Annotated in this window: 21 protein-coding genes and 1 tRNA gene; 13 read left to right on the forward strand and 9 right to left on the reverse strand. The window is 39.1% G+C overall.

Annotated features, from left to right (window positions below):
- Nucleotides 1–2: 2 nt before the first annotated feature.
- Nucleotides 3–656, reverse strand: coding sequence for a pyridoxamine 5'-phosphate oxidase (pdxH, locus tag B4Z47_RS02410; protein WP_112374839.1), 654 nt, complete (start codon nt 654–656; stop codon nt 3–5).
- A 152-nt stretch (nt 657–808) separates the two neighbouring features.
- Here pdxH and B4Z47_RS02415 point away from each other — a divergent pair, with 152 nt between their 5' ends.
- The 3 genes from B4Z47_RS02415 to B4Z47_RS02425 all read left to right on the forward strand — a co-directional run bounded on the left by B4Z47_RS02415 (nt 809) and on the right by B4Z47_RS02425 (nt 3,751).
- Nucleotides 809–1,372: a YqgE/AlgH family protein gene (locus B4Z47_RS02415; RefSeq protein ID WP_112374784.1), complete on the forward strand. Its 564-nt coding sequence runs from the start codon at nt 809–811 to the stop codon at nt 1,370–1,372.
- A 168-nt stretch (nt 1,373–1,540) separates the two neighbouring features.
- Entirely contained in the window at nt 1,541–3,430 is a 1,890-nt protein-coding gene (gene htpG, locus B4Z47_RS02420; protein ID WP_070564247.1) for a molecular chaperone HtpG, read from the forward strand.
- A 247-nt stretch (nt 3,431–3,677) separates the two neighbouring features.
- Nucleotides 3,678–3,751: transfer RNA gene (locus B4Z47_RS02425), tRNA-His, on the forward strand.
- A gap of 120 nt (nt 3,752–3,871) precedes the next feature.
- Here B4Z47_RS02425 and B4Z47_RS02430 read toward each other — a convergent pair.
- A complete protein-coding gene (locus B4Z47_RS02430) occupies nt 3,872–5,029 on the reverse strand; it encodes a glycoside hydrolase family 130 protein (RefSeq protein WP_115048665.1) in 1,158 nt (385 codons plus the stop codon).
- Nucleotides 5,030–5,331: 302 nt separating this feature from the next.
- Between B4Z47_RS02430 and B4Z47_RS02435 the strand changes: the two genes are divergently transcribed.
- The 3 genes from B4Z47_RS02435 to B4Z47_RS02445 all read left to right on the forward strand — a co-directional run bounded on the left by B4Z47_RS02435 (nt 5,332) and on the right by B4Z47_RS02445 (nt 7,918).
- Nucleotides 5,332–6,084 (forward strand): DeoR/GlpR family DNA-binding transcription regulator, encoded by a 753-nt coding sequence (locus B4Z47_RS02435; protein ID WP_083295861.1) that lies wholly within the window; start codon nt 5,332–5,334, stop codon nt 6,082–6,084.
- Nucleotides 6,085–6,095: 11 nt separating this feature from the next.
- The gene (rpiA, locus tag B4Z47_RS02440) at nt 6,096–6,827 is read left to right on the forward strand and encodes a ribose 5-phosphate isomerase A (RefSeq protein WP_070564256.1); all 732 of its coding nucleotides are present in this window, start codon (nt 6,096–6,098) and stop codon (nt 6,825–6,827) included.
- A 62-nt stretch (nt 6,828–6,889) separates the two neighbouring features.
- Complete coding sequence (locus B4Z47_RS02445; RefSeq protein ID WP_070564259.1) at nt 6,890–7,918, forward strand: Gfo/Idh/MocA family protein; 1,029 nt, start codon at nt 6,890–6,892, stop codon at nt 7,916–7,918.
- Between the two features lie 57 nt (nt 7,919–7,975).
- Here the strand turns inward: B4Z47_RS02445 and B4Z47_RS02450 are convergent, their stop codons facing one another.
- Nucleotides 7,976–8,869 carry a cation diffusion facilitator family transporter gene (locus B4Z47_RS02450; RefSeq protein WP_115048663.1) on the reverse strand — a complete coding sequence of 298 codons (894 nt, stop codon included), beginning with the start codon at nt 8,867–8,869 and terminating at the stop codon, nt 7,976–7,978.
- A 93-nt stretch (nt 8,870–8,962) separates the two neighbouring features.
- Entirely contained in the window at nt 8,963–9,532 is a 570-nt protein-coding gene (locus B4Z47_RS02455) for a TlpA family protein disulfide reductase (RefSeq protein WP_112374838.1), read from the reverse strand.
- 279 nt (nt 9,533–9,811) lie between these two features.
- Here B4Z47_RS02455 and B4Z47_RS02460 point away from each other — a divergent pair, with 279 nt between their 5' ends.
- A complete protein-coding gene (locus tag B4Z47_RS02460) occupies nt 9,812–10,846 on the forward strand; it encodes a retropepsin-like aspartic protease (protein WP_146753064.1) in 1,035 nt (344 codons plus the stop codon).
- 359 nt (nt 10,847–11,205) lie between these two features.
- Here B4Z47_RS02460 and B4Z47_RS02465 read toward each other — a convergent pair whose 3' ends face one another.
- From B4Z47_RS02465 to B4Z47_RS02475, 3 genes are all read right to left on the reverse strand, one after another.
- Nucleotides 11,206–11,427 carry a heavy-metal-associated domain-containing protein gene (locus B4Z47_RS02465; protein ID WP_112374779.1) on the reverse strand — a complete coding sequence of 74 codons (222 nt, stop codon included), beginning with the start codon at nt 11,425–11,427 and terminating at the stop codon, nt 11,206–11,208.
- A gap of 142 nt (nt 11,428–11,569) precedes the next feature.
- On the reverse strand, nt 11,570–13,987 hold the full coding sequence (locus B4Z47_RS02470) for a heavy metal translocating P-type ATPase (protein ID WP_115048658.1): 2,418 nt from the start codon (nt 13,985–13,987) through the stop codon (nt 11,570–11,572).
- 146 nt (nt 13,988–14,133) lie between these two features.
- The gene (locus B4Z47_RS02475; RefSeq protein WP_139144941.1) at nt 14,134–14,394 is read right to left on the reverse strand and encodes a hypothetical protein; all 261 of its coding nucleotides are present in this window, start codon (nt 14,392–14,394) and stop codon (nt 14,134–14,136) included.
- 455 nt (nt 14,395–14,849) lie between these two features.
- Between B4Z47_RS02475 and B4Z47_RS02480 the strand changes: the two genes are divergently transcribed.
- The 3 genes from B4Z47_RS02480 (at nt 14,850) to B4Z47_RS02490 (ending at nt 18,593) form a co-directional block, all read left to right on the forward strand.
- Nucleotides 14,850–14,993 (forward strand): hypothetical protein, encoded by a 144-nt coding sequence (locus B4Z47_RS02480; protein ID WP_159332940.1) that lies wholly within the window; start codon nt 14,850–14,852, stop codon nt 14,991–14,993.
- A gap of 87 nt (nt 14,994–15,080) precedes the next feature.
- Nucleotides 15,081–15,449: a hypothetical protein gene (locus tag B4Z47_RS02485; protein WP_115048656.1), complete on the forward strand. Its 369-nt coding sequence runs from the start codon at nt 15,081–15,083 to the stop codon at nt 15,447–15,449.
- Between the two features lie 12 nt (nt 15,450–15,461).
- Nucleotides 15,462–18,593: a lantibiotic dehydratase gene (locus tag B4Z47_RS02490; protein WP_115048654.1), complete on the forward strand. Its 3,132-nt coding sequence runs from the start codon at nt 15,462–15,464 to the stop codon at nt 18,591–18,593.
- On the opposite strand, the gene B4Z47_RS02495 is transcribed toward B4Z47_RS02490, so the two are convergent.
- Together B4Z47_RS02495 and B4Z47_RS02500 are read right to left on the reverse strand one after the other, a co-directional pair.
- Nucleotides 18,549–19,253, reverse strand: a complete 705-nt coding sequence (locus B4Z47_RS02495) for a LytR/AlgR family response regulator transcription factor (protein WP_115048652.1) — start codon at nt 19,251–19,253, stop codon at nt 18,549–18,551. The two genes, B4Z47_RS02490 and B4Z47_RS02495, sit on opposite strands and share 45 nt — an antisense overlap.
- Nucleotides 19,254–19,281: 28 nt before the next feature.
- Nucleotides 19,282–20,391 (reverse strand): sensor histidine kinase, encoded by a 1,110-nt coding sequence (locus B4Z47_RS02500; protein WP_159332939.1) that lies wholly within the window; start codon nt 20,389–20,391, stop codon nt 19,282–19,284.
- Nucleotides 20,392–20,719: 328 nt separating this feature from the next.
- On the opposite strand from B4Z47_RS02500, the gene B4Z47_RS02505 reads away from it, so the two are divergent.
- From B4Z47_RS02505 to B4Z47_RS02515, 3 genes are all read left to right on the forward strand, one after another.
- Complete coding sequence (locus tag B4Z47_RS02505) at nt 20,720–21,172, forward strand: DinB family protein (RefSeq protein WP_112374770.1); 453 nt, start codon at nt 20,720–20,722, stop codon at nt 21,170–21,172.
- Nucleotides 21,173–21,278: 106 nt separating this feature from the next.
- The gene (locus B4Z47_RS02510) at nt 21,279–21,749 is read left to right on the forward strand and encodes an OsmC family protein (RefSeq protein WP_070564298.1); all 471 of its coding nucleotides are present in this window, start codon (nt 21,279–21,281) and stop codon (nt 21,747–21,749) included.
- A gap of 135 nt (nt 21,750–21,884) precedes the next feature.
- Nucleotides 21,885–23,120: a TCR/Tet family MFS transporter gene (locus B4Z47_RS02515; RefSeq protein WP_321167224.1), complete on the forward strand. Its 1,236-nt coding sequence runs from the start codon at nt 21,885–21,887 to the stop codon at nt 23,118–23,120.
- Nucleotides 23,121–23,180 lie beyond the last annotated feature (60 nt).

The following is a 23,180-nucleotide window of genomic DNA, read 5'->3' on the forward strand; positions in this document are numbered from 1 at the left end:
ATTTATGGAGCTATACGCGTAATCTTCCAGGAATCCGACACCTTTTTATAGACTATGCGATCATGTAGCCGGCTTGCACGCCCCTGCCAAAACTCAAAATAAATCGGTTTCAACAGATAGCCACCCCAATGTGACGGTCTCGGTACAGAATCGCTTCCATTGTATTGGTTTTCGAGTGCTTCCACCCTGTTTTCCAAAAAACTACGGTTGGGGATTTCATGGCTCTGCGGGGATGCTAGTGCACCGATACGGCTTGCTTTTGGGCGCGATTGGAAATATTCATCGGAATCGGCCTCACTTACAAAATCAATAACACCTTCAATTCGGACCTGCCTTTGTAATTCAGGCCAAAAAAACAACATGGCAACATGCGGATTCACTTTCATGTCTTCCCCTTTACGGCTTTCATAATTTGTAAAAAAGACCAGTCCTTCAGCTACAATGTCCTTCAATAAAACAACTCGCGAGGAAGGTAATTGATCGGATGACACCGTTGAAAGCACCATGGCATTAGGCTCGATTACCTCGCTGTGAATAGCCTCATCAAACCATTTTTTAAACTGGTGGACTGGATTACGATCCACATCCGATTCAGATAGGCTACCTAATACGTAATCCTGTCTGATTGCTGCAATATCTTTATGTTGAATGGACATAGAAACCTGTTTTATATCCCACAAACTTACTAAAATCATTGCTTTTTCTCTATAAAGTTAGTAGAAATTGACAAAATCTCAATTTTGGCACAAATCTCGCATAGATTAAATAAAAAAGATTAAATTCAATAAATAATTAAAATTCGCGCTATATGTTTACCGAACTAAACCCACAAAAAGGAAGTCTATTGATTTCCGAGCCATTTATGCTAGACCCTAGATTCCTCAGATCCGTGATATTGTTATGTGAATACAATACAGAGGGTTCCCTCGGATTTGTCCTAAATAATCAAACCAATGTTCGCATAGGCCAATTATTGGAATCTATACCGAATTGCAATTTCCCCATCTACGTCGGTGGTCCTGTGGCTCAGGAAAGTCTTTTTTTTGTACATAGCCGTTTTGATTTACTGCTAAGTGGCGAGGAAGTGGCTCCTGGAATCTATTTTGGAGGCGATGAAGAAAAGCTTATTGAAGCCATACAAACCGATAGCATAAAACCTGACGAATTAAAATTCTTTATCGGATATTCTGGATGGTCTGCCGGTCAGTTGGACGGCGAAATCAAAGAAAATTGCTGGGCTGTACAAAACAAATACCACCATCAGCTCATTTTTGAAGGTAATGGCGAATTGCTATGGAAGGATGCCATCATTGGATTAGGTCCCAAATATGCACATGTCGCCAACTTCCCACAGAGCCCAGGTCTAAATTAGCGAAAGGGACTTACGCTATATGACAGTTTGCTTTACGAGTCCGTAAATCACCGAATGAGCCTATGACAAAATAGGCGGTTTTCTGCCATCATGTCCTGTAGGGACGATTTGGAACACTGATTGTATGTTTTAAACAAATCATAAAATTAAAATAGCGACATACAAATTATGAATCCAGAAAAAGGTAGTATTTCAATTCACACGGAGAATATATTTCCCGTAATCAAAAAGTTCTTATACTCTGATAATGAAATTTTCTTGCGTGAACTGGTATCTAATGCCGTTGATGCTTCTCAAAAAATCAAACGTCTGGCTTCTTTGGGTCAATACCAAGGGGAAACAGGAGAATTGATTGTAGACGTAAAATTTGATGAAGCGGCCAAGACCATCACTATTTCCGATAATGGTATTGGTATGACAGCCGATGAAATAAAAAAATACATCAACCAGATCGCTTTCTCAGGAGCAACAGAGTTCATGGAAAAATTCAAGGAGGCAAATGACGCAAATGAAATCATTGGTCGCTTTGGTTTAGGCTTCTATTCCGCATTTATGGTAGCCGATACCGTAGAAATCCAATCTTTATCCTATCAAGATGGCGCAGAACCGGCTCATTGGACTTGCGATGGTAGTACATCTTACGAAATTTCTACGGGCTCAAGAACCACACGTGGTACCGACGTCATCTTACATATTAATGAAGAATCAACAGAATTTTTAAGCCAGGCACGACTACAGGACATTTTAGATAAGTATGCTAAATTTCTTCCTGTTTCAATCCGTTTTGGCACCAAAACAAATTCTGAACAGGACGGTGAAGACGAAGAAGGAAAACCAAAATACAAATCTGTAGAGGTAGATAATATCATCAATAATACCAATCCAGCCTGGACAAAATCACCGTCTGAATTAAAAGACGAAGATTATCTAGCCTTCTACCGCGAACTCTATCCATATTCAATGGATGAACCTTTGTTTTGGATACACCTCAATGTTGATTACCCATTCAACCTGACAGGTATCCTCTACTTCCCTAAAGTTAAAAATGAACTGGAAATCCAGCGTAATAAAATTAAACTCTATTCTCGACAAGTGTTTATCACCGATGAGGTGAAAGATATTGTTCCTGAATTCTTGATGTTACTTCATGGGGTAATTGATTCACCGGACATTCCGTTAAACGTATCCCGTTCATTTTTACAGGCAGACAGTAACGTAAAAAAAATCAACAGTTATATCACCAAAAAGGTGGCTGACAAATTGAACGAAATATTTAAGACCGACCGTAAGGGATTTGAAGAGAAATGGACGGATATCGGTTTATTTATCAAATACGGTATGCTTAGCGATGAGAAATTTGCTGAAAAAGCAAATGACTTCTGTTTAGTAAAAAACACAGGTAACCAAAGCTTCACCATTAAAGAGTATTACGAAAAGGTCAAAGATATCCAGGTAGATAAAGATGGTAACATTGTCTACTTATATACACATGACGCCGCTCAACAAGATGGCTTTATCCAAACGGCATTAAACAAAGGTTATGATGTTTTGATGCTTGATGGGCCATTGGATACACACTTTGCAGCTTATTTAGAGCAAAAGGGCGGCGATAAGGTACAGCTGAAACGTGTAGATGCTGACGTTATCGATAAGTTGATCCAAAAAGATGAAAAGGTTGAATTGGCCCTTTCAGAAGAAGAATCCAAAAAAGCGCTGGAGGTTTTCGAAAAAGCAATTTCGCGCCAAGATATGAAAGTTGAAGTTGACGCGTTAAATGAAAGTGACCTGCCTGTATCGGTAACAATTGATGAATTTATGCGTCGAATGAAAGATATGGCCAAGACAGGTGGTGGCATGAATTTTTATGGTTCATTGCCCGATAATTATAAGGTAACAGTCAATGGGAACCATCCGCTGATCAAAAGAATTTTATCGTCATCAGACGAAGAAGGTTCAAAACTGGCGAAACAAGCTTTTGATTTAGCACTCTTATCCAGAGGTTTATTGTCAGGAGCAGATCTGACATCTTTTGTGAAGAGAAGTGTAGAAATGATTTAAGGGTATTCCTTCTAATAAAAAAGGCGGTCTCTTTAATAGTAACCGCCTTTTTTATTAAAAATTGGACACAAATGACAAATTTGGAGCAGCCAAATGCATAGCATTATCAAAATGCAACCCTTTAGATGTTTTTTATTAAAATTTAATAAACTAATCTTCACCCAGTTGGCTTTAAACGCTGTTTTTTTTCAGTCAAATATTTGGAGGGAATAGGGTTTAATCGTACTTTTGTATCATCAAAATCACGGTAGGTATAGCTCAGTTGGTTAGAGCACTAGATTGTGGTTCTAGGGGTCGTCGGTTCGAGCCCGATTACTTACCCAAAAAGGCAGATCAAATGATCTGCCTTTTTTAATTTGATAAGTTCTCAGCCAACTAAACAAATTCTCCTTGACCAGCTACCCATCATCCTAACAAGCTTCAAAGGCAACTTCTTCCCTTTTACAGTTCAGGCACAGGATCCATAAGTCCTGGATGGCGCGGATCATAAATAGCCACAGCAACTTTAGAGTCCGCACAACCATAATATAAAAACCATTTTTGTTTAAAAATGACCAATCCTTCGATAAAAACCGTTCCATCTATATATTGCCCACTTTTTTCGAAAGATTCCATGGGGCGTAAAAACGGAACATCCATTCGAGCCAATACGCTTGTCGGATCTCGTGGACTAAACAAAACCTGTCCAGCGGAATAGGTATTTTTATTAAAACGCATATCCCCTTTCTCAGCATGATTCTTACCATTGTATAGCAATACAATTCCTTTATCAGTCAAAACTGCTGGAGGACCGCACTCTGTCAACGAACTATCAAAGTAACCATCCCTCGGCGAAATGAAGGCTTTCAGTGTACCTCTATTATCTGTTACGGGTTCCCAGTCAATCAAATTATCGGATGTGGCGCCATAAACACCATGTTCTCCCCAGTACAACCAATATTTCCCATTGATTTTAGCTATAACATGTTTGTTACCTTTCAATGTAGTCACAATAGAAGCCGATTTATGCGGTTCATTGACTAGAGTGCGCCTATTTCTCGAGTTCTTAAAAATAGGACCGTATTTAGTCCAGTGTTTCAGATCAGTGGATATTGCTACACCAAGCCGCGGTACCTTTCGGTTCCATTGGGTATAAAATAGCACAAAACGCCCATCCTCAGTCTGTGCTATCCGAGGATCTTCTGTCCCGCCAGGCCACTCGTTATCTTGCTGCTCATCAGGCCCCGGATAGAATATAGGCGTTTTCAGTCGTTCAAAATGAATACCGTCAGCACTAGCTGCTAACCCCAATCGGGAGGTCCGGTGGCCAATAGCTTTTCCTGTCCGATCTTCTGCACGATAAATGACATAGATACTATCTCCCCTTACTACTGCAGCAGGATTAAAAGTGTCGTTGTCCTCCCATCGAATTTCTTTCTTCAGCATTGGATCATAAAATACGGAACTCGTATCGGGCTCAATAATTGGATTGACACCTTTGGGCCGTTCAAAGCCTCCTAATACCCATTGTTCTTTTTTAAGCTTTCCAGCAGGCTGCACGCTGCAGCCGCATAAAAAGACGAACAGAATAGAGCCTGCAATTTTTACGATAATATTCATATTTTAATTGAATTCTATGGTTTTACATGTAGTAGCAAACAACAGCCTGTAAAAGTGAAAATTATAAATTGGTTACCACTGAAGAGCGATCGAAACTATTATTGATCATTCACAAATATAATGCTAATAGAAAAAAGTACCGCAAAAACAAGTTCAACAAAATTGAAATGGGACCAAAACTAAAAAACACAAATAAACAATTCAACGATAAATAACTCGAAATATTGCAATATATCGCAATACTACAACGATTATAATGACAAATATTCCAACATATAGCACAAAAACACTACATTTATAGCATGATATCCAAAGAAGAACGTCACGATTTTATATTAGTTAAAATCAAAAAGGAAAGGAAATTAGTAATGACAGAGTTAGCGGCCGAACTTGGTGTCTCTGAGCATACCGTCCGACGTGATCTTAAAGAACTATCTGACGCTGGCTTGCTCCGCGCTATTCGAGGGGGAGCCACTTTACGGTCAAACTTACCATTCGATATATACGACCGAAATAACCTTGATGTTATGGAGAAACAAGCCATAGCAGAAAAATCGATCACACTATTGAAAGATCATCAAGTCGTCTTTTTTGACGGTGGCACAACAACACAGGCAATTGCTGGCAACATTCCAGATAGCCTAAACCTTACTGTGGTCACACATAGTCTCCCGATAGCCAATATACTTGCAAACCTCCCAAACATCAGCTTGATTTTCGCGGGTGGCGCTTTCTGCAAATCATCTCTTACGATGCAGGGACAGCAAACTATTTCTACCTTTGAAGAAATATATGCGGATGTCAGCTTCATAGGTGTATGTAGCCTGGACCCCTATCGTGGACTTACGGCAAGAACTCGCGAAGAAACAGCTATCAAAAGAGTACTATGTAAAAATTCAATGAACATTGTTGCTGCCACAACGAGCAATAAGCTCGATACCCTGGCATCTTTTCTAACATGCCGCGCATCTGATATCAGTTATTTAATTACAGAAAAGGATCCTTCTGATCGCATTTTGCAGCCTTATGTCGAACAAGGTATTACAATTTTATAAGTTTACCATTTATGAACAATCTCAAACAGGAAGCCGCCAAAGCTGCTCTTCAACTTTTAGAACCTGATCAATTCATTGGACTAGGTGTTGGATCAACAATAGCTTATTTCATTGAATTAATTGCCAGTAGGGTCAGTTTTAAATCCAGCCTGAAATTTACATCGCCTTCTTTGGAAACCAAAATACTGCTCCAAGAAAATGGTCTTATTTGTATTGATAACAGTACCATAGCAACGCTGGATTATTATTTTGACAGCTGTGATCAGGTGGACATTCATTTAAATGCGTTCAAAAGTGGCGGCGGCGTACATACAGGTGAAAAGATTATGGCGAATATGGCAAAGCAATTTATTCTCTTGGTCGATGGCGCAAAGATGGTCGATAAACTGACCACAAAATATCCGCTATGTGTTGAAATTATTCCCGACGCCTGGCTATCGGTACTTAAAGAACTAAAATCAAGCTATTCTTCAGCGATATCAAACATTGTATTACGAAAATCTGAACAAAAATCGGGGCCTCTACTATCTGAGAGAGGTAATTTCCTGGCAGACATTTATTTTTCTAAACTGCCTGATATTTTTGATTTGAATAAACAAATCAAACTCATTACAGGCGTTGTAGAACATTCACTTTTTTATCAACTGTGTTCGGTATGTCTTCGAGCAACAGAAGATGGCGTAACACATCACTTTGCAAACCGCATTGTAGAATCGAACACGGACAAAAAAAGCACGCAATAGCATTAAATTTTATATTGAAGTCCAACAAGTAGCAAGACTGCGCTAAAATATTTTAAATCAACATGAAACACACTCAAATTAACACAGGAATACTAAGTTTTGGCATGTCAGGACGTGTTTTTCACGCGCCATTTATACATACCAATCCACATTTCAATCTCAGCGCTGTTGTAGAACGGTCGAAAAAAAACGCACATGAATTTTATCCGGCAATAAAAAGCTACGATAATATAACTGAATTACTAGCGGATGAAAGCATCGAACTGGTCATTGTGAACACACCAAACTATACCCATTTCCAATACGCAAAAGACGCCCTAGAGGCAGGAAAACATGTTTTGATAGAAAAACCTGCCGTTGATGATTCTACACAATTCGATACGCTTCTTGCCATCAGCAAAAAACAAGGAAAAGACTTATTTTTCTATCAAAACAGACGATATGACAGTCACTTTTTAGACATTAAAAAAGTGATCGAAAGTGGAGAATTAGGAAAACTGATTGAAGTGCATTTCAGATTTGATCGCTATAAAATGGAATTGGGACAAAAATACTTTAAGGAAGATACGCAGTATATTTCCAATGGTATCACTTATGACCTAGGCCCGCACCTTATTGATCAGGCAATCTCACTTTTTGGAAAACCGGTTAAATTTACCAAGACAACATCCATCAACAGACCCGATTCTAAAGTTGCAGATTATTTTCACTATCATCTTTATTATCCAGCTGGACTGAACGTGTATTTAACAGGCAGTTTACTTGTCGCCTCTCCGCAGCCCGCCTTTGTCTTACATGGTACAAAAGGGAGTTTTATCAAGAATATGACGGATGTGCAAGAACAGCAATTGCTAGATGGTATGCTGCCCGACGATCCATCTTATGGCCTTGAGCCAGCCGGCCTCGAGGGAAAACTTGTTACGATAGACGTATCAAATCAAAAACATGAGTCTTTAGTAACGCCACATACAGGAGATTACAATCAGCTGTTTGAAGCCATTTATGAAAGCTTAAGAAATAATATCGATTACCCTATTAAAGCGGATCAGATTAAATGGCAGATTCAATTGCTTGAAGCTGAAAACACCTAAGTTTTTAAACAATCAAATGGCAGCACGGTTCAAGAAAAATAATAGGTGCTGCCATTTTTAATTTGATTCCCAAAGGCATTCGTTCGGTTCAATATGGATCATCACATGACCAAGATCAGGAATATGCGCAACCAAGTGGTCTTTGAGTTTATGCGCCAGCTCATGCCCTTCTCTTACCGTAATTTCACTATCGACAATAGCGTGCAGATCGACGTGATATTTAGCCCCCGATTTGCGGACAAAACATTTTTCCGTGGCTTTTATCCCATCTACTTTTAATGCTTCTTGCCGGATATTGTCAATGACCTCATCGTATACATTTTCATCCATGATCTCGCCAAGCGCCGGTCTGAAAATATGGTAACAGTTATAAAGTATAAATCCAGCGGCAAATAATGCCGCGTAGTCATCCGCATTTTCATATCCCTTTCCGAGCAACAATGCAATAGATATCCCAATGAAAGCTGCAACTGACGTTATCGCATCGCTTCGATGATGCCAAGCGTCTGCACGAAGTGAAGAACTATTAGTTTCTTTACTTTTCTTCATAACGATCCTATAAGAAATCTCTTTCCACACAATGATACCACCCAGAACAAATAAGGTCCAAGGCTTTGGCAGGTCATGTGGCGTTCCTATATTCTCAATACTTTCATAAGCGATTATGGTTGCAGAAACAATAAGAAAACCAACGACAATAAATGTAATGAGTGGTTCTACCCGACCATGACCATAAGGGTGATTGTCGTCGGCAGGTCGTTGCGCATATTTTAAACCGAGGAGCACTAGAAATGAAGAGAAAATATCTGCCGTTGACTCAATTGCATCCGCTATCAGCGCATAAGAGTTTCCAAAGAAACCAGCTAACCATTTTAATAATGCCAGTGATGCATTACCTACAATACTAAAATAAGTCGTTCTGACTGCAGTCTGCTCTTGAAGTTCGGACATAGCTATAAATTAACTTGACACCGCGAAAATACTGTTTTTCTTTTCAAATTCTATTCTCCAGCTATAGAAAATAGTGATCACAACCTTCGAGCTTTAGCTACCGCTCGCGATATCCTCCAATGCTTTTTTTATCTCAGGGGCCCCATAGTCACGGCTTCCTTCCAGACGCTCCACGATCTTACCCGCTTTATCCAAGATAACCGTTGTTGGTATGGACTGTCCTAAGAATTCTGCAGGAATTTCACCCGCTGCTATGTAAAGTGGTAGATGATACTTGTTTTCGGCCATGAATGCTGAAGACTTTTCCATGTCGCCATCAACATCTACCATGAGAAAAACGATATCTTTATTATCTTTAAGCGATTGCCTAAGCTGGTCAATAGAAGGTAGTTCATGAATACATGGGGGACACCAAGTCGCCCAGAAATTAATAAACACGACCTTACCTTTTAAAGCACTTAATTGAAGAACCTTACCCTCTTTATCCTTAAAAGATAACTCCTGCGTTGTGGTTGCAGTGTCAGCAATAGCTTCAGCAGGTCCCTCGACCTTTTCGGCCTTGGCCTCATTTTTAGTGCCTGTGTTTCCACAGCCAAAAAATAAACTGGTCGATAAAGCCGCAAGACCAAAAAAAATAATTCCTTTATTATACCTAATATTCATCGTCTTCTGTTTCATTAAATTATGCTATTTACAAATATATTACTGTCCACCAATCGCGGAGACCTCGTCTATCCAATCCTTCTGGGAGAAATTTCTCAAAACATTAGCTAATTTAACCTTAATTATTCAAGACCACAAGTATTACACACAACTCCACAACATAAACCATTGATCAATAACAAAATAAGCAACAATAAAATTAAAAAATTAACAAGAAATTTTCCGACATTTAAGAGCGTGAACATATCGTTGACCAAAAGACAATTAATTGAATACACCATGAATCTCCCAGCAAATCATTTCAAAAAATGCGTATCAATATGTTTCCTGTTATTCATCACCATCCAGCTTAATTTCGGACAATCCTCCTCAACTAAATTCAACAGGCTATATCAGCTAATAGCATCAAAAGATTTCTTCACTGCCCGCAACCTGTTTAGGGTAAATAAACCTTTCTTAAACGCCAATGAGCAAGTTTTTATTTTGGCAATACTCGATAACGCCTTTAACAAACCCATCGCTTCAAACAAAAAAATAGCACTATTGAGCGCAGCAACAGAAGAATTACCCGACACACTGCGACTAAAATTACGGCGTGTTCAGGAAGATAATTTTGTCAAACTGAAAGATTACGCGGGGGCAAAACAGACAACCCAGAAAATCCTACTCGACTTCGATCCTTTGCTGTCAACAGATACAAGAGCGGATCTCAGAAACAATCTAAAAATCTGGTCAGCACTAGAACATGTGCGGCCACAGCTTATAGAAATCAACGCCGATACCCGTCTTAAAATGACGAAAGATAAAGCCGGGTTGAAGAATCTAACACTAACAGTCAACGGCGATACGGCAAGTTTTATATTTGATACCGGAGCAAACCTATCGACAGTCACAGAGTCCGTGGCCAAACGTCTTCATATGGATCTTATCCGTGCAGATATTGATGTAGACGCCATTACCGGTGTTTCTATCAAAGCCGATTTGGCCGTTTGTAAACAATTAAAACTTGGTAGCATCAACATTTCAAACGCAATATTCCTGGTTTTCCCAGACAGCGCACTTTGTATCCCGCAAATTGGCTATCAGATCAATGGTATAATAGGCTTCCCTGTTATTGAAGCACTGCAAGAAGTACAGCTTACCCAGGACGATTTTTTCATTGTACCCAAGAGACCTACAGTTTCATGGAAAGCATCGAATCTTGCAATAGATGGGTTATCACCGCTTATTGCCATTGACGGAAAGCACTATACTTTTGATACAGGAGCTGAAAAAACAATCCTTTATGCACCATTTTACGAAACCTACAAATAACATATCTAAAAACAGGATATACCGACCAAGGTCGCCATGGGAGGCGCAGGCGGTCAAGTTGAATATGACGGATTTGTTATACAACATACATTCCATATTAGCGATAAACCGATCGCTCTTAAAAATATAAGCCTATTAAAATCGAAGATTAAGAATGAAACCGTGTATGGAAATATAGGACAAGATATTATTCGCCAATTTTCTATAATGATACTAAATTTTAAAGATATGTTTATCCAATTTAATTAACAGAAAGCTAAGCTCGGTTTAGTCTCATCACAATACCCCATAAAAAACCCCTAAAGGTTGGACAAAACTTTTAGGGTATTTTTATGGGGTTCTATAGATTTATTGAACAATTAGGCGGAGTAGGCCGTGGCATTAAAGCCCTTCTTTTTGATAATTTCAATGATTTCTTCCTCCGAAACGCCTTCAGCTTTTACAGTCAGAATTTTGTCTGCATTTGTGGTGTCAACATTCCATTCACAGATACCGTCCACACTATCCAGATCAGCGCTTACTTTGGACACGCATCCCCCACAAGTAAGGTTTGTTTTAAATTGAAGTTCTTTGCTTTCCATGTTATTTAATTTTAATGTTATTAATCTATTTAATTATCTATACAAATATCCCTTTAATTCGATGGGTTGTATTTACAGTTTTTCTATTTTGTTTTGCAATATTTACCGTTTAAGATGAGGTCTAGGCCTCAACCATAGTTAGCTATTTTTTCCAGCGAAGTCGCAAGCTATTACTGACAACACTTACACTGCTCAATGCCATTGCAGCTCCAGCTATCATCGGGTTTAAAAGGAAACCATTGATTGGATACAGAATACCTGCGGCGAGGGGAATCCCAATTAAATTATAAATAAAAGCCCAGAACAAATTTTGTTTAATCGTCGCGACCGTTTGTTTCGAAAGTCGAATGGCCTGCGGTATCTTCGTCAAATCAGATGAAATAATTGTCATTTTTGCTACATCCATTGCAATATCACTTCCCTTCCCCATTGCAATACTGACATCCGCGGTTGCTAAGGCTGTACTGTCATTAATACCGTCCCCAACCATAGCGACCACCTGCCCTCTTTGCTGCAATTCTTTAACAAAATCAGCTTTGTGCTCTGGCAATACTTCCGCTTTGTAATGCTGAAGACCTGTTTCCGCGGCAATGGCCCTAGCCGTAGCCTCGTTGTCACCAGTCAGCATATATAGCTCAATGCCCATGGCCTGCATCTCCTTGATAGCACGCACAGAAGTTTCCTTAATCCGGTCCGCAATGGCTATTACCGCTAACGCAGTATGACTGTTGGCAAACCAGATCACTGTTTTGGATTGATTTTCCCATTGGGTGCCATGTTCCATCAAATCCGTCGGAATTGTGATCCCATTCTCATCCAACAACCTGCGATTACCTACAGAGTACGTTTCGATTCCATCACTGCCTTTAACACCTTTCCCAGTAATACTTTCAATAAAGGATACTGGAGTAGCTTTTACATCTTTAAAATACCCGACTACAGCTTCTGCCAATGGATGCTCTGACTGTTTCTCCAGGCTCAACAAGATAACTTTCAAACTATCCTCATCATTTTTCCAATACAGGTCAGTGACCACAGGTTTTCCTTCCGTAATGGTGCCGGTTTTATCCAAAACAACTGTATTTACCTTTTTGGCCAGCTCCAGACTTTTCGCATCTTTAATTAAAATACCCTGCTCAGCTCCCTTACCCACTCCAACCATGATTGCTGTGGGAGTTGCTAAACCTAGTGCACAAGGACAAGCGATAACCAAAACCGTTACTGCCGCCAATAAACCCTGTACCAGATGGTTTTCTCCACCTAAAGTAAACCACAGTAGAAAAGTTAAAATAGCAATACCAATGACAATAGGAACAAATACAGCAGCAATTCGATCGACCAGTTTTTGCACAGGAGCCTTGCTTCCTTGTGCATCCTGTACCATTTTAATGATCTGGGCAAGCATTGTTTCCCGGCCAACTTTTGTAGCTTTGAACTGAAAACTGCCCTTCTGATTGATCGTCCCTGCAAATACCTGCTCATTGCCCATTTTTAAAACAGGGACCGGCTCTCCGCTTAACATACTTTCGTCAACATAGGAATTTCCACTGATAACAACCCCATCAACGGCGATCTTCTCCCCTGGTTTCACCAGAATAATATCGCCGGTATTAACGGCTTCTATAGCGACCTGACGCTCTGTTCCATCCGATTGAATGACCATCACCGTCTTAGGCTGCAGGCCCATTAGCTTTTTAATGGCGGATGAGGTGTTACCTTTAGCCTTCTCTTCCAGTAGTTTACCCAATAAAATAAAAGCAATGACGACTGAGGCGGCCTCAAAATACACATGTGCATGCAAGCCACGCTGATGCCAAAATTCAGCAAAGAGCATATTAAACACACTAAAGATGTAGGCTATTCCCGTGCTTAACGCAACAAGCGTATCCATATTTGCCGAACGATGTTTTGCCTGTTTCCACGCGTTGACAAAAAAGTCCTTGCCCAGCCAAAGAACTACTGGCGTGGAAAACAGCCACATAATAGGATTTGCGTACGGCATATCCATAAAGAACATACCTATCACGACCACGGGAAGCGAAAGTATTACTGCCCATCGAGTTTTGATTTTAAGCTTACGGAATTTCTCGGCGTGAATAGCCTCCAACGTTTCCTGCTGAGTAGATTCATCTTCGATTAATAAATCATAGCCACCAGCCTGAACCGCTTTCTGGATTTTTAAATGATCCGTAATATTAGGCAAATACTCCACCGTAAGGTTTCCTGTTGCAAAATTTACAGACGCATTGACAACCCCTTGTTCATATTTCGCCATACTTTCAGCGCTACTGGCGCAGGAGGCACAAGTCATCCCAAGAACTGGAAATGTTTTGGTTAATGTAGAAACACCATAACCAAGATCTTTGATCGTTTTTACACTGCTAACGACGGCTTCACTATCCTTCGGTACGATAGCAGCTCTGTGGTTATTCAATTCCACCCGATAGCTCGCTAGGCCTTTAACCTGGGCTAGTCCTTTTTCGACAATTGATGCACAATGTTCGCTTTCAACATCTTCTAAAGGTAGATAAACCGTATCCTTATAAATATCTGTCGCCATAACTTATTGTTTAATTTTACACAACAAATTTGGCCACAAATAAGATTAAAGTCATTACACAATTAAGGAATTGATTTGTAAAATTTACTCGATAATAAAATACGAAAGGTCAAGCTCAATGGAAAAATCATATGGAGAACTCTTCTTTAGCTTTCAATTTTCTCAACAAAACCATAGATAATATAATCACCCCGTTCTTCGAGTTTAATCTTTTCCATTCCACTCCAGCCGGATGCACTGGTATCTTCATCGATAAAATTTTGAATTCTGTCAAATGCGACACCGATCTTTGTTTTCCCATCTCCATAGATTTGATATCTCGCAGAGGTCTGCCAGCTTACTTTTTTTCTAAATAACCGTAAACCTTCTCTTTTCAAAAAACCATACATTTCATTAGATAAATTCATATTCTCATTTGTTTTACGCGCCCACACTACTCACCTATTTTTTTGGTAGATGCTTTTTTGGTTTAAGGAATTACCTCAAGCCCTCTCGTTGGTTGATCTATTTAAGCTACATGGCTTTAATGGCTAAAGAAATGGTTTTTTGATGCTAAAATAGATGAATCTAAGATAACGAACCAGATGGAATACTACAATGAAGCTACTGCTGTTTCATCGTATTCAAATGCTATTTCGTCGAATTTTCCAGAAACACACAATAGAACTTCTTTCAATGTCCATGATGATCTGGCAGGCTCTGCAAACAAAGTCTACTACATCGCGAACATAAATAGCAACAGACACTATTTTTTTCGTCGAATAGATTCTTTAGTTCGTCTGATTCATTTTCAATTCTGTCGATATTTTTCGTTGTTCTTTTCCATAGCGAGCACATTTGTTTACAATTTAAACGTATAACTATGGAAAACATTGAAAATTTTTTAGCAGAGGATTTTGTACTGGATGTACAAACTGTCTGCGCGGTAGAACCGATCTCATTTTTTGATTTTGATGATATGGAACTGGTAACTATTAAGACAGTTACATCTTCAAAAGTAATATAAAAGAGGATAACGCTGTGAAGGCGTTCTGGTAGGCGCCTTTACAGCAATCGTCTTCATTGCCTAATAAATAAAAAAAGAATCGAGTATATGACTTCACCCAAGCTTAAATGTATTCTCATTGAGGATGAACCACTGGCGACAAAAAAAATAGTTGAATACATTCACATGTTTCCAGATCTTCAATTGATTAAGATGGTTGAACACATTGAAAATCCAGCATTATTTAGCCATGATCTAAAATCTGCAGACATCCTATTCCTCGATCTCATTGTTAGCGGCGGTAATATTAATACACTAGCCGAATTGATCGCTGATATTCCAATCCTGATCATCACCTCCGCCGTGTCACGTTGGCAATATCCAGAATTTATCAAAAACAGGAAGCATTTTGCGCTGCAAAAACCAATTTCGCCCCAGATGTTTCAGTCTTGTATAAAACAAGTCATGCAATACTAGTCCAACTAATTCATGTCATTATTCCACTTATCCGATTATTTTCTTCTGCGCACGCCGCTACTTCCAGCTGCATCTGCCGTTGATCTTTTAACGATAACTGAGCGACATGAAATAGAAGAGAAACTTCGTCATTTGTTTCAAATTGAGCAATTAAAAGAAGCCTTATTTCTGGCAAGCCCGGCCTTCTCGGCGGAAGTTCAAAAATGGCTTGAATACAAGAAAGAAAGCAGCTCAAAAATGATCGCTTCACTACTCAAATATGCGATTAGGATGAGCACCAGAAGTACGCCTTTCGGTTTATTCGCAGGGGTATCTTTTGGGAACATTGCCGTCTCCGAAAAAAAGGTATCGTTAATCAGGTCAAATGCAAATCAAGCTGTTTTAAAACTGGATACCACCATTTTGACAAAAATTATTGAACAGATATCAAAAGACAAAAGAATTTACAGTCAACTCTATTATCGTCTCAATCCCACCTTATACTTAGATGGTAAATATTACAAATATTATCAAAAAGTGACAAATGGGAAGAAAGGACAGCATATCCTGAAACGTATAAGGCTTACTCCAGTTTTGGATCGAGTCATCCAATACTTTGAACACAATAAGAGAACCAGCCACTATCAATCATTAATCGATCTGCTGCAAGGTCTTGGAGCATCGATAACGCATGCGGCCCTATTCGTCAATAACCTCATCAGCCTTGGAATCATATCCTCTGAATTACAGCCCAATGTCATTGGCCGAGGTTATCTGGACAGCCTGATAACGACGCTTGAAAGAGTGGATAAGGAGGGAAATTATTTAAATCCTTTATTAACGATAAGAAAATGGCTTCATAGTTCTCAATCTGTCATTGAGATCCGAACCGCCATCCTTAAATTATTGCAGCCTTTGGCTCCAGACCTCGATATGACCAATTCGTTACAGGGGGACCTTCTCATAGGGATGGACGAAAACAATTTATCAGATACCGCATTAGATCACATAAGAGATCAATTTCAGGATTTACTACCACTTTGCAGCCAGGCTAAGTTAACAGATTTTGATCGGTTTAGAGCTGCGTTCTCTGTTAAATATGAAGATAGAATGGTTCCGCTAACGACAGCTCTAGACCCCGATATTGGGATTGGTTACGGACGTCAAGAAGGTGTTTACAATATAACGGATGAAATACTCGGGGAAGTTAACAACATCACCCCGGCGGGCGAAAAAAAATATGGCGACCACCATTATCAAGATCTGGTCATTGAAAAATTTGTAGAAAGTGTAAAAAATCAATTCACCGAAATTCAGCTGACCAGCGAAGATCTAGATCATATCGCTAAACAACGTAAACAAACTGTCAATACGATCCCTTCTTCATGCTATGCCATCGGCAATCTCCTTAGAAGTTCATGTCAGGAAAACTTATTCTTCAATCTGGTTACCATTGGTGGTTCGTCATCAGGAAACTTAATTTCCAGATTTGCACATCTGGATGAAAAATTGAATAACAAGTTGAAGGAATCTGCCGACACAGAGCAACAGCAGTTTCCAAATGCGATACTTGCCGAGATTTGTCATTACCCAGACAATAATGCTGGAAATATCATTTATAGACCTGCGCTGCGAAAAGCATCAATTTGTCTAAGCCCGACAATCGATAAAGAACAAGAGCAAATTGATGTTAATGACTTATACCTGTTCATCAAAGACCAGCGCCTAATCTTGTGGTCCAGGAAATTCAATAAAATGGTTATACCCCGTTTAACTACCGCCCACAATTTTGAACAGGGTATGAATATATATAAGTTTCTCGCAGATTTTCAGTTCCAAAATAATAGGTTGGATCTTTCCTGGAATTGGGGGATTATGAAGGAGCAGCCGAGACTCCCAAGAACAAGCTACAAAAATATTATCTTGTCTAGAGCACAATGGCGAATTCAAAAAATAGCGAAATACCCCAGTACCCCTCAGGCTTTCATAAAAAATATACAAGCGGAGCTAGCAATTCCTGCAATGGTCATCATCAGCAGTGGCGATAATGAATTGTTGATAAATTTAGACAATCCTTTTTGCATAGAAATCGTATTGGATCATATGTGCAAAAGAGAGATCATATTAACCGAATATATCCTGAATGACTATTCATCAGTAGTCTGCGATAAAGATGGACATATTTTTGCCAACGAAATCATTATTCCAATAGAATCACAGCAGGAGACTTTCACAAATGAATCAGCCCCTCAAGAAAGTAACCTAAAAAGATGCTTTCCCTTGGGCAGTGAATGGCTTTACGCCAAGATCTATTGTGGTTTACATGTTGCAGACACCTTGTTAAAGGAAATTTTCCCCCTAATCGTAGCGACACTTAATCAACAAGATGTCCTAAAAAAATGGTTTTTTATACGCTACGACGATCCATCGCCCCCCATTCGATTTAGAGTTGAGCTTTCAGATCCAAGCCAGTATTATTTCGTTATATCCACGCTTAATACCCTATTGGAACAGTTTATTAAAGATGGACAGATATCAACGCTATCCTTTGACACTTATACACGGGAGATTGAACGATATACACCATTTTGTATGGAACTTAGTGAGGAGCTATTCTATCAACAGAGCGAAACGGTACTGAAGGTTATCCAACAAAGTACTTCAATCAATGATCGATGGCGCCTGGCTTTCGAAAATATTGAGTCGCTATTAGAAGCTGCAAAATTTACACTGATCGAGAAAAGAGATTTCTGCCTACAGATGAATACCCTTTATCAGCAAGAATTTGATAATAATAAAAACCTTTGGATTCATCTCAACAATAAGTTTAAAGAGAAAAAAGACTGGTTCGACAAACCTTTAGACAACCCTGAAGAATCGAAAAAGAAACTAAATGCACTTCAATACAGCATATTTAACACCTTACGGAGTCATACCGATCAAGATGAATTCAAGTCAGCCCGAACATCGTTACTATCAAGCTACATTCATATGTTCATTAACCGATTGTTCATGTCCGATCAACGCTTACATGAACTTGCTGTTTACCATTTTATGGTTGGCTATTATAAAATGCAAATTGGGAAACAGAAAAAACGTATAACCTATGAACCCGATAAATTATATAAGTCCCATCTTCGCGAAGAGCTGATTACGATATTGTAAACCAATACCGAGTTCTGTCCCATTTTTCAGAATGACTTTACTTGCCTCAACACCCTTGATCTGTTTGATATTGACAATATAGGATCGATGCATACGAGCAAACATATCCCAAGGCAGTTCTGCTTCCATATCTTTCATTGTCGACAGCAAAGTCTGCATACCTTCTAACGTATAAATTTGAATGTAATCCCCCCAGGCTTTTAGATAGAAAATATCTGCAGGATCTATAAAAATAGTTTTGTTCCGATCCTTTATCTTAATCGCTTTTCTTTCACCCTGTGCCCCTCTTCGAGAAAACAAGATTGCCTTTTGAACTTTTTCAATTGCCTTGATCAATCGCTCTTCCGTCAGGAGTGGCTTTAAGATATAATCGATTACTTCCAATTCAAACCCATCAACAGCATACTCATAATGCCCAGTTATAAAAACAACAAATGGTGGATGAGCAAGTCCTTTGAGAAAGGTAATTCCATCCATTTCAGGCATATCTATATCTGACAAAATGAGATCTACCTCTTGCTGCCTTAAAACGTCAATTGCTTGCAATGGGTTTTCAAATACACCCAATATTTCGATCAGGCCTAATTTGGAAACTAATTTCTCCAGGCGACCTCTCGCAATAGGCTCATCTTCAATAAGGATAGTTTTAATTCTATTCATAAGTACTTCGCAACCCGCTGCTTTGGTGCTACGGTTCTGTTTCCGAATGTAAATTTACAACAAGATTAACACTAAATACACCCTCATGCGACTTTATTTTCAAATTATGATGATGAGGATAATGAAGTTCCAGTCGCTTTTTTACATTTTCTATCCCTAATCCGCCGATATAATTTTCTGGTTTTGAAAGTTCCCTATATGCATTAGCCACGTGCATATACACCTTGTCATCCTTCACCTTAATGTCTATGGATATCCATCCCGCCGAAGAACTTAGCCGAGGTCCGTGTTTGAATGCATTTTCTACAAACGGAAAAAAGATCAAAGGAACCATCATGCAGCTTTCGTCTTCAGCCGCCAAATTTAGATTGATCTGCACGGTCTCGCTATAGCGTAACTTTTCCAATTCAACATAATCCTTTAGCAATTGAAATTCGCGACTAATTTCTATCCTGGGTTGATTACTTTCATGCAGTAAATACACCATCATACTGCTTAAACGCATCATACTTTCGCCGCCTCTTTCATCATGATCGGATACCAGCACATAGATGCTATAAAGTGTGTTAAGTAAAAAATGTGGATTAATCTGGTATTTTAGAAAAGCAAGTTCCAACTGGACATTGTTCAACTCAAGTGCTGAATTTTTCAATTCGAGTTTCATTTTTGAATTTCGGACAGACATAAACGCCTGTACAATTTTTACGGTCAAAGGCAGGGCCACCAGAAAAATAAAATCCAACAAATAATCGCTAATGGAAGAAAGGCGAAAAGCACCGAAGATTCCTTGACTTAGTATTATTTCAAGATAGCTTGACAGGCGAACATCTGGTGTTAGATATTTCAATGTTAATAGGGCTGCAAAATAACTTAGAAACGACCACCAGGCATAAATAAACAATAACCACAATATACACAACACAAACTTTCCAGGAATAAACCAGCGCGGAATGATGACATACGCTGTTACATAAAATATGGTCAACAAAGAAAATACGTCCTTTACAAACAAAATCCAGGAATTATCAATATCTATCCGCTGATAGGAAATGAATTGCATTCCCAAAACCAAAAACCAAAAACTCAAATGAAGAATAATACGTTTTCCCGTATTGTAATTTTGGAAAAACCTGTTCATAGATAGCATACTTTTCGATAATATCAGTCTAATATAATGATATCCTTTAGTCTGTGGTAGTCTGACTTGCTATGCGAGAACGCAAAAAGACATTTCTGCGACAAAAAACAACAACCTATAACGCTAACAATCTGAATATATCTCAATTAAGATCTGAACAAACCAAAAAATAGAATTACGTAGAAAAGAATAAAATTGTAACAAATATATTGCTTCAAATTTTCAACCATAAATTGTCCATAAAATGAACGATTGATGGGGTTGGCAAAAAATTTATTGCGATCTTCCGTATATTTAATTTTATAGAACCCACATAAACAACAATTAGATGTCAACTACTTTTATGCAGCTTTGGTTATATAATAACTGGGCCAATACAGCACTCCTGGATAAATTGAAAAGTGAAGGCGAAAATGTACCTCATTCTTGCATACGGCTCTTTAGCCATATTGTCAATGCTCAGATTATTTGGTTAAGTCGATTAACTGGTGAAAAACCACCTGTTGGTGTTTGGGATGAGCACAGTATCATCGATTGCCAAAGGTATCACGATTTAGCTTCTGAAGGATTTAGGCAGCAAATTCGGCGCAGAAATGATACGGAGGATGAAATTGTCAATTATACAAACACACAGCATCAGGCTTTTCATAACAAGGCCAACGACATTCTGTTACACGTCTTTAATCATGGCACCTATCACAGGGCGCAAATAGCAAGCGAAATGCGAAAAAATGGCATTGAACCTGTCAACACAGATTATATCACTTTTGTTCGCACATAACAGTACTGTCATCAGACGCCGCCGTGGTCTGATGACAAACGAAGTAGTTGCAGTTGGCGGACTAGACGTTCTATAATATCGGAGAAGACCTTAAATTTGAAACAAAATGAGTTACAAACATATCTTTAAAGCGTCCTTGGCTTGGAATCATCCTGAACAGCCTAGTGTTGTAGGTTCAAAAATTTATACAAAAAGCCATCACATCGCGATCGAGGGGAAAGCTGACCTGCAAGTTTCCGCAGCAAAAGCATTCAAGGGTGACCCTGCATTGTACAATCCGGAAGATTTGCTGCTGAGCAGCCTGATTTCTTGCCACATGATGTCCTATTTATACGTCTGCTCGAAAAATAGCATCGAGATTTTATCCTATAAGGACAATGCTATCGCTACCCTGGAAACGGATGGAGATGGAAGTGGTCGTTTTACAGAAGTTATATTACACCCCGAGGTTCTCATCACAGATGAATCCCAGATAGAACTTGCTTTATCCTTACATACCCAAGCAAATAAACTGTGTTTTATTGCGAATTCATGTAATTTCACGGTGCTGCACCATCCCAAATGTCAAGCGATTTAACCAGAAATGGGCACGCTATCGAAAGAAAAAAGCTCCCTCTTTTCGATTTGTTAACGCTATCGAAAATGCGACACTCACCACAAATTAGTAATTAAATAACAAACAAGTTTTTAAGGATTTCATTACTTTTAAATCATGATGGAAAATTCCAAGAAAAAAGCAGCAATCGGATTCATATTTATTACACTACTAATCGATATTACGGGTTGGGGAATCATTATTCCTGTCGTCCCTAAACTTATCGAGGAATTGATTCATAGCGATGTCAGTGAAGCGGCAAAATATGGCGGTTGGCTCGGCTTTGCCTATGCTTTCACGCAATTCATCTGTTCTCCCGTCGTTGGTAACCTCAGCGATAAATATGGCAGAAGGCCAATTATATTGATCTCACTTTTTGGCTTTGCAGTAGACTACATCTTTCTTGCCCTCGCACCAACTATAGGTTGGCTATTCTTAGGACGCGTTATCGCCGGATTGACAGGTGCTAGTTTTACAACGGCAAGTGCTTATATCGCCGATATATCTACGGATGAAGATCGGGCAAAGAACTTTGGCTTGATAGGCGCTGCATTTGGTCTAGGCTTTATCATCGGCCCAGTTATTGGCGGTCTGCTCGGTCACTATGGTGCCAGGGTTCCCTTTTATGCGGCCGCAGGACTGTGTATGCTAAACTTTCTATATGGCTATTTTATCTTACCTGAGAGCTTAGATAAAGAAAAACGTAGAGCTTTTGAATGGAAACGCGCAAATCCAATTGGATCCTTTAAGTTTCTTGGAAAACATCCAGAAATATCCGGATTAATCGTTGCCTTAATTTTAATATATATCGCAGGCCACGCAGTTCAAAGTAACTGGAACTTCTTCACCATGTATAAATTCGACTGGACAGAAAGAATGGTGGGTATCTCATTAGGTGTTATTGGATTATTGATTGGATTGGTTCAGGGCGTTTTAATTCGATGGACAACGCCCAAACTTGGTGAACAAAAAAGCATTTTCTATGGATTGACCCTGTATGCTATTGGACTACTGTTATTCTCGTTTGCAAGCGAAGGATGGATGATGTTCGTCTTCCTTATACCCTATTGCTTGGGTGGTATTTGTGGACCAGCTCTTCAGTCTGTTATTACAAAAAATGTTCCTTCAAACGAACAGGGTGAACTTCAAGGTGCACTAACAAGCTTAATGAGTGCAACATCGATTATTGGTCCACCAATGATGACAAACCTATTTTATTATTTCACCCATGACAAAGCACCATTTAAATTTTCTGGCGCGCCGTTTTTCTTAGCATTTATCCTGATGACGATTAGTGTGATCATTGTCTATAATGCTTCTCGCAAAAAGAGAAATCAGCAAATAAATCTTTAAACCTGATTGATCAGTCTGCACTATTTTCATCTATCTTCCTCTAAAACTCAACTGGCCTAT

Source organism: Sphingobacterium sp. UBA2610 (assembly GCF_002339225.1).
Lineage (GTDB): Bacteria > Bacteroidota > Bacteroidia > Sphingobacteriales > Sphingobacteriaceae > Sphingobacterium > Sphingobacterium multivorum.

What these genes read in the sequence shown, in the direction of transcription:
- pdxH (WP_112374839.1), bottom strand. Translation starts at nt 656, where the DNA reads ATGTCCATTCAACATAAAGATATTGCAGCAATCAGACAGGATTACGTA.
- B4Z47_RS02415 (WP_112374784.1), top strand. Translation starts at nt 809, where the DNA reads ATGTTTACCGAACTAAACCCACAAAAAGGAAGTCTATTGATTTCCGAG.
- htpG (WP_070564247.1), top strand. Translation starts at nt 1,541, where the DNA reads ATGAATCCAGAAAAAGGTAGTATTTCAATTCACACGGAGAATATATTT.
- B4Z47_RS02430 (WP_115048665.1), bottom strand. Translation starts at nt 5,029, where the DNA reads ATGAATATTATCGTAAAAATTGCAGGCTCTATTCTGTTCGTCTTTTTA.
- B4Z47_RS02435 (WP_083295861.1), top strand. Translation starts at nt 5,332, where the DNA reads ATGATATCCAAAGAAGAACGTCACGATTTTATATTAGTTAAAATCAAA.
- rpiA (WP_070564256.1), top strand. Translation starts at nt 6,096, where the DNA reads ATGAACAATCTCAAACAGGAAGCCGCCAAAGCTGCTCTTCAACTTTTA.
- B4Z47_RS02445 (WP_070564259.1), top strand. Translation starts at nt 6,890, where the DNA reads ATGAAACACACTCAAATTAACACAGGAATACTAAGTTTTGGCATGTCA.
- B4Z47_RS02450 (WP_115048663.1), bottom strand. Translation starts at nt 8,869, where the DNA reads ATGTCCGAACTTCAAGAGCAGACTGCAGTCAGAACGACTTATTTTAGT.
- B4Z47_RS02455 (WP_112374838.1), bottom strand. Translation starts at nt 9,532, where the DNA reads ATGAATATTAGGTATAATAAAGGAATTATTTTTTTTGGTCTTGCGGCT.
- B4Z47_RS02460 (WP_146753064.1), top strand. Translation starts at nt 9,812, where the DNA reads ATGAATCTCCCAGCAAATCATTTCAAAAAATGCGTATCAATATGTTTC.
- B4Z47_RS02465 (WP_112374779.1), bottom strand. Translation starts at nt 11,427, where the DNA reads ATGGAAAGCAAAGAACTTCAATTTAAAACAAACCTTACTTGTGGGGGA.
- B4Z47_RS02470 (WP_115048658.1), bottom strand. Translation starts at nt 13,987, where the DNA reads ATGGCGACAGATATTTATAAGGATACGGTTTATCTACCTTTAGAAGAT.
- B4Z47_RS02475 (WP_139144941.1), bottom strand. Translation starts at nt 14,394, where the DNA reads ATGAATTTATCTAATGAAATGTATGGTTTTTTGAAAAGAGAAGGTTTA.
- B4Z47_RS02480 (WP_159332940.1), top strand. Translation starts at nt 14,850, where the DNA reads ATGGAAAACATTGAAAATTTTTTAGCAGAGGATTTTGTACTGGATGTA.
- B4Z47_RS02485 (WP_115048656.1), top strand. Translation starts at nt 15,081, where the DNA reads ATGACTTCACCCAAGCTTAAATGTATTCTCATTGAGGATGAACCACTG.
- B4Z47_RS02490 (WP_115048654.1), top strand. Translation starts at nt 15,462, where the DNA reads ATGTCATTATTCCACTTATCCGATTATTTTCTTCTGCGCACGCCGCTA.
- B4Z47_RS02495 (WP_115048652.1), bottom strand. Translation starts at nt 19,253, where the DNA reads ATGAATAGAATTAAAACTATCCTTATTGAAGATGAGCCTATTGCGAGA.
- B4Z47_RS02500 (WP_159332939.1), bottom strand. Translation starts at nt 20,391, where the DNA reads ATGAACAGGTTTTTCCAAAATTACAATACGGGAAAACGTATTATTCTT.
- B4Z47_RS02505 (WP_112374770.1), top strand. Translation starts at nt 20,720, where the DNA reads ATGTCAACTACTTTTATGCAGCTTTGGTTATATAATAACTGGGCCAAT.
- B4Z47_RS02510 (WP_070564298.1), top strand. Translation starts at nt 21,279, where the DNA reads ATGAGTTACAAACATATCTTTAAAGCGTCCTTGGCTTGGAATCATCCT.
- B4Z47_RS02515 (WP_321167224.1), top strand. Translation starts at nt 21,885, where the DNA reads ATGATGGAAAATTCCAAGAAAAAAGCAGCAATCGGATTCATATTTATT.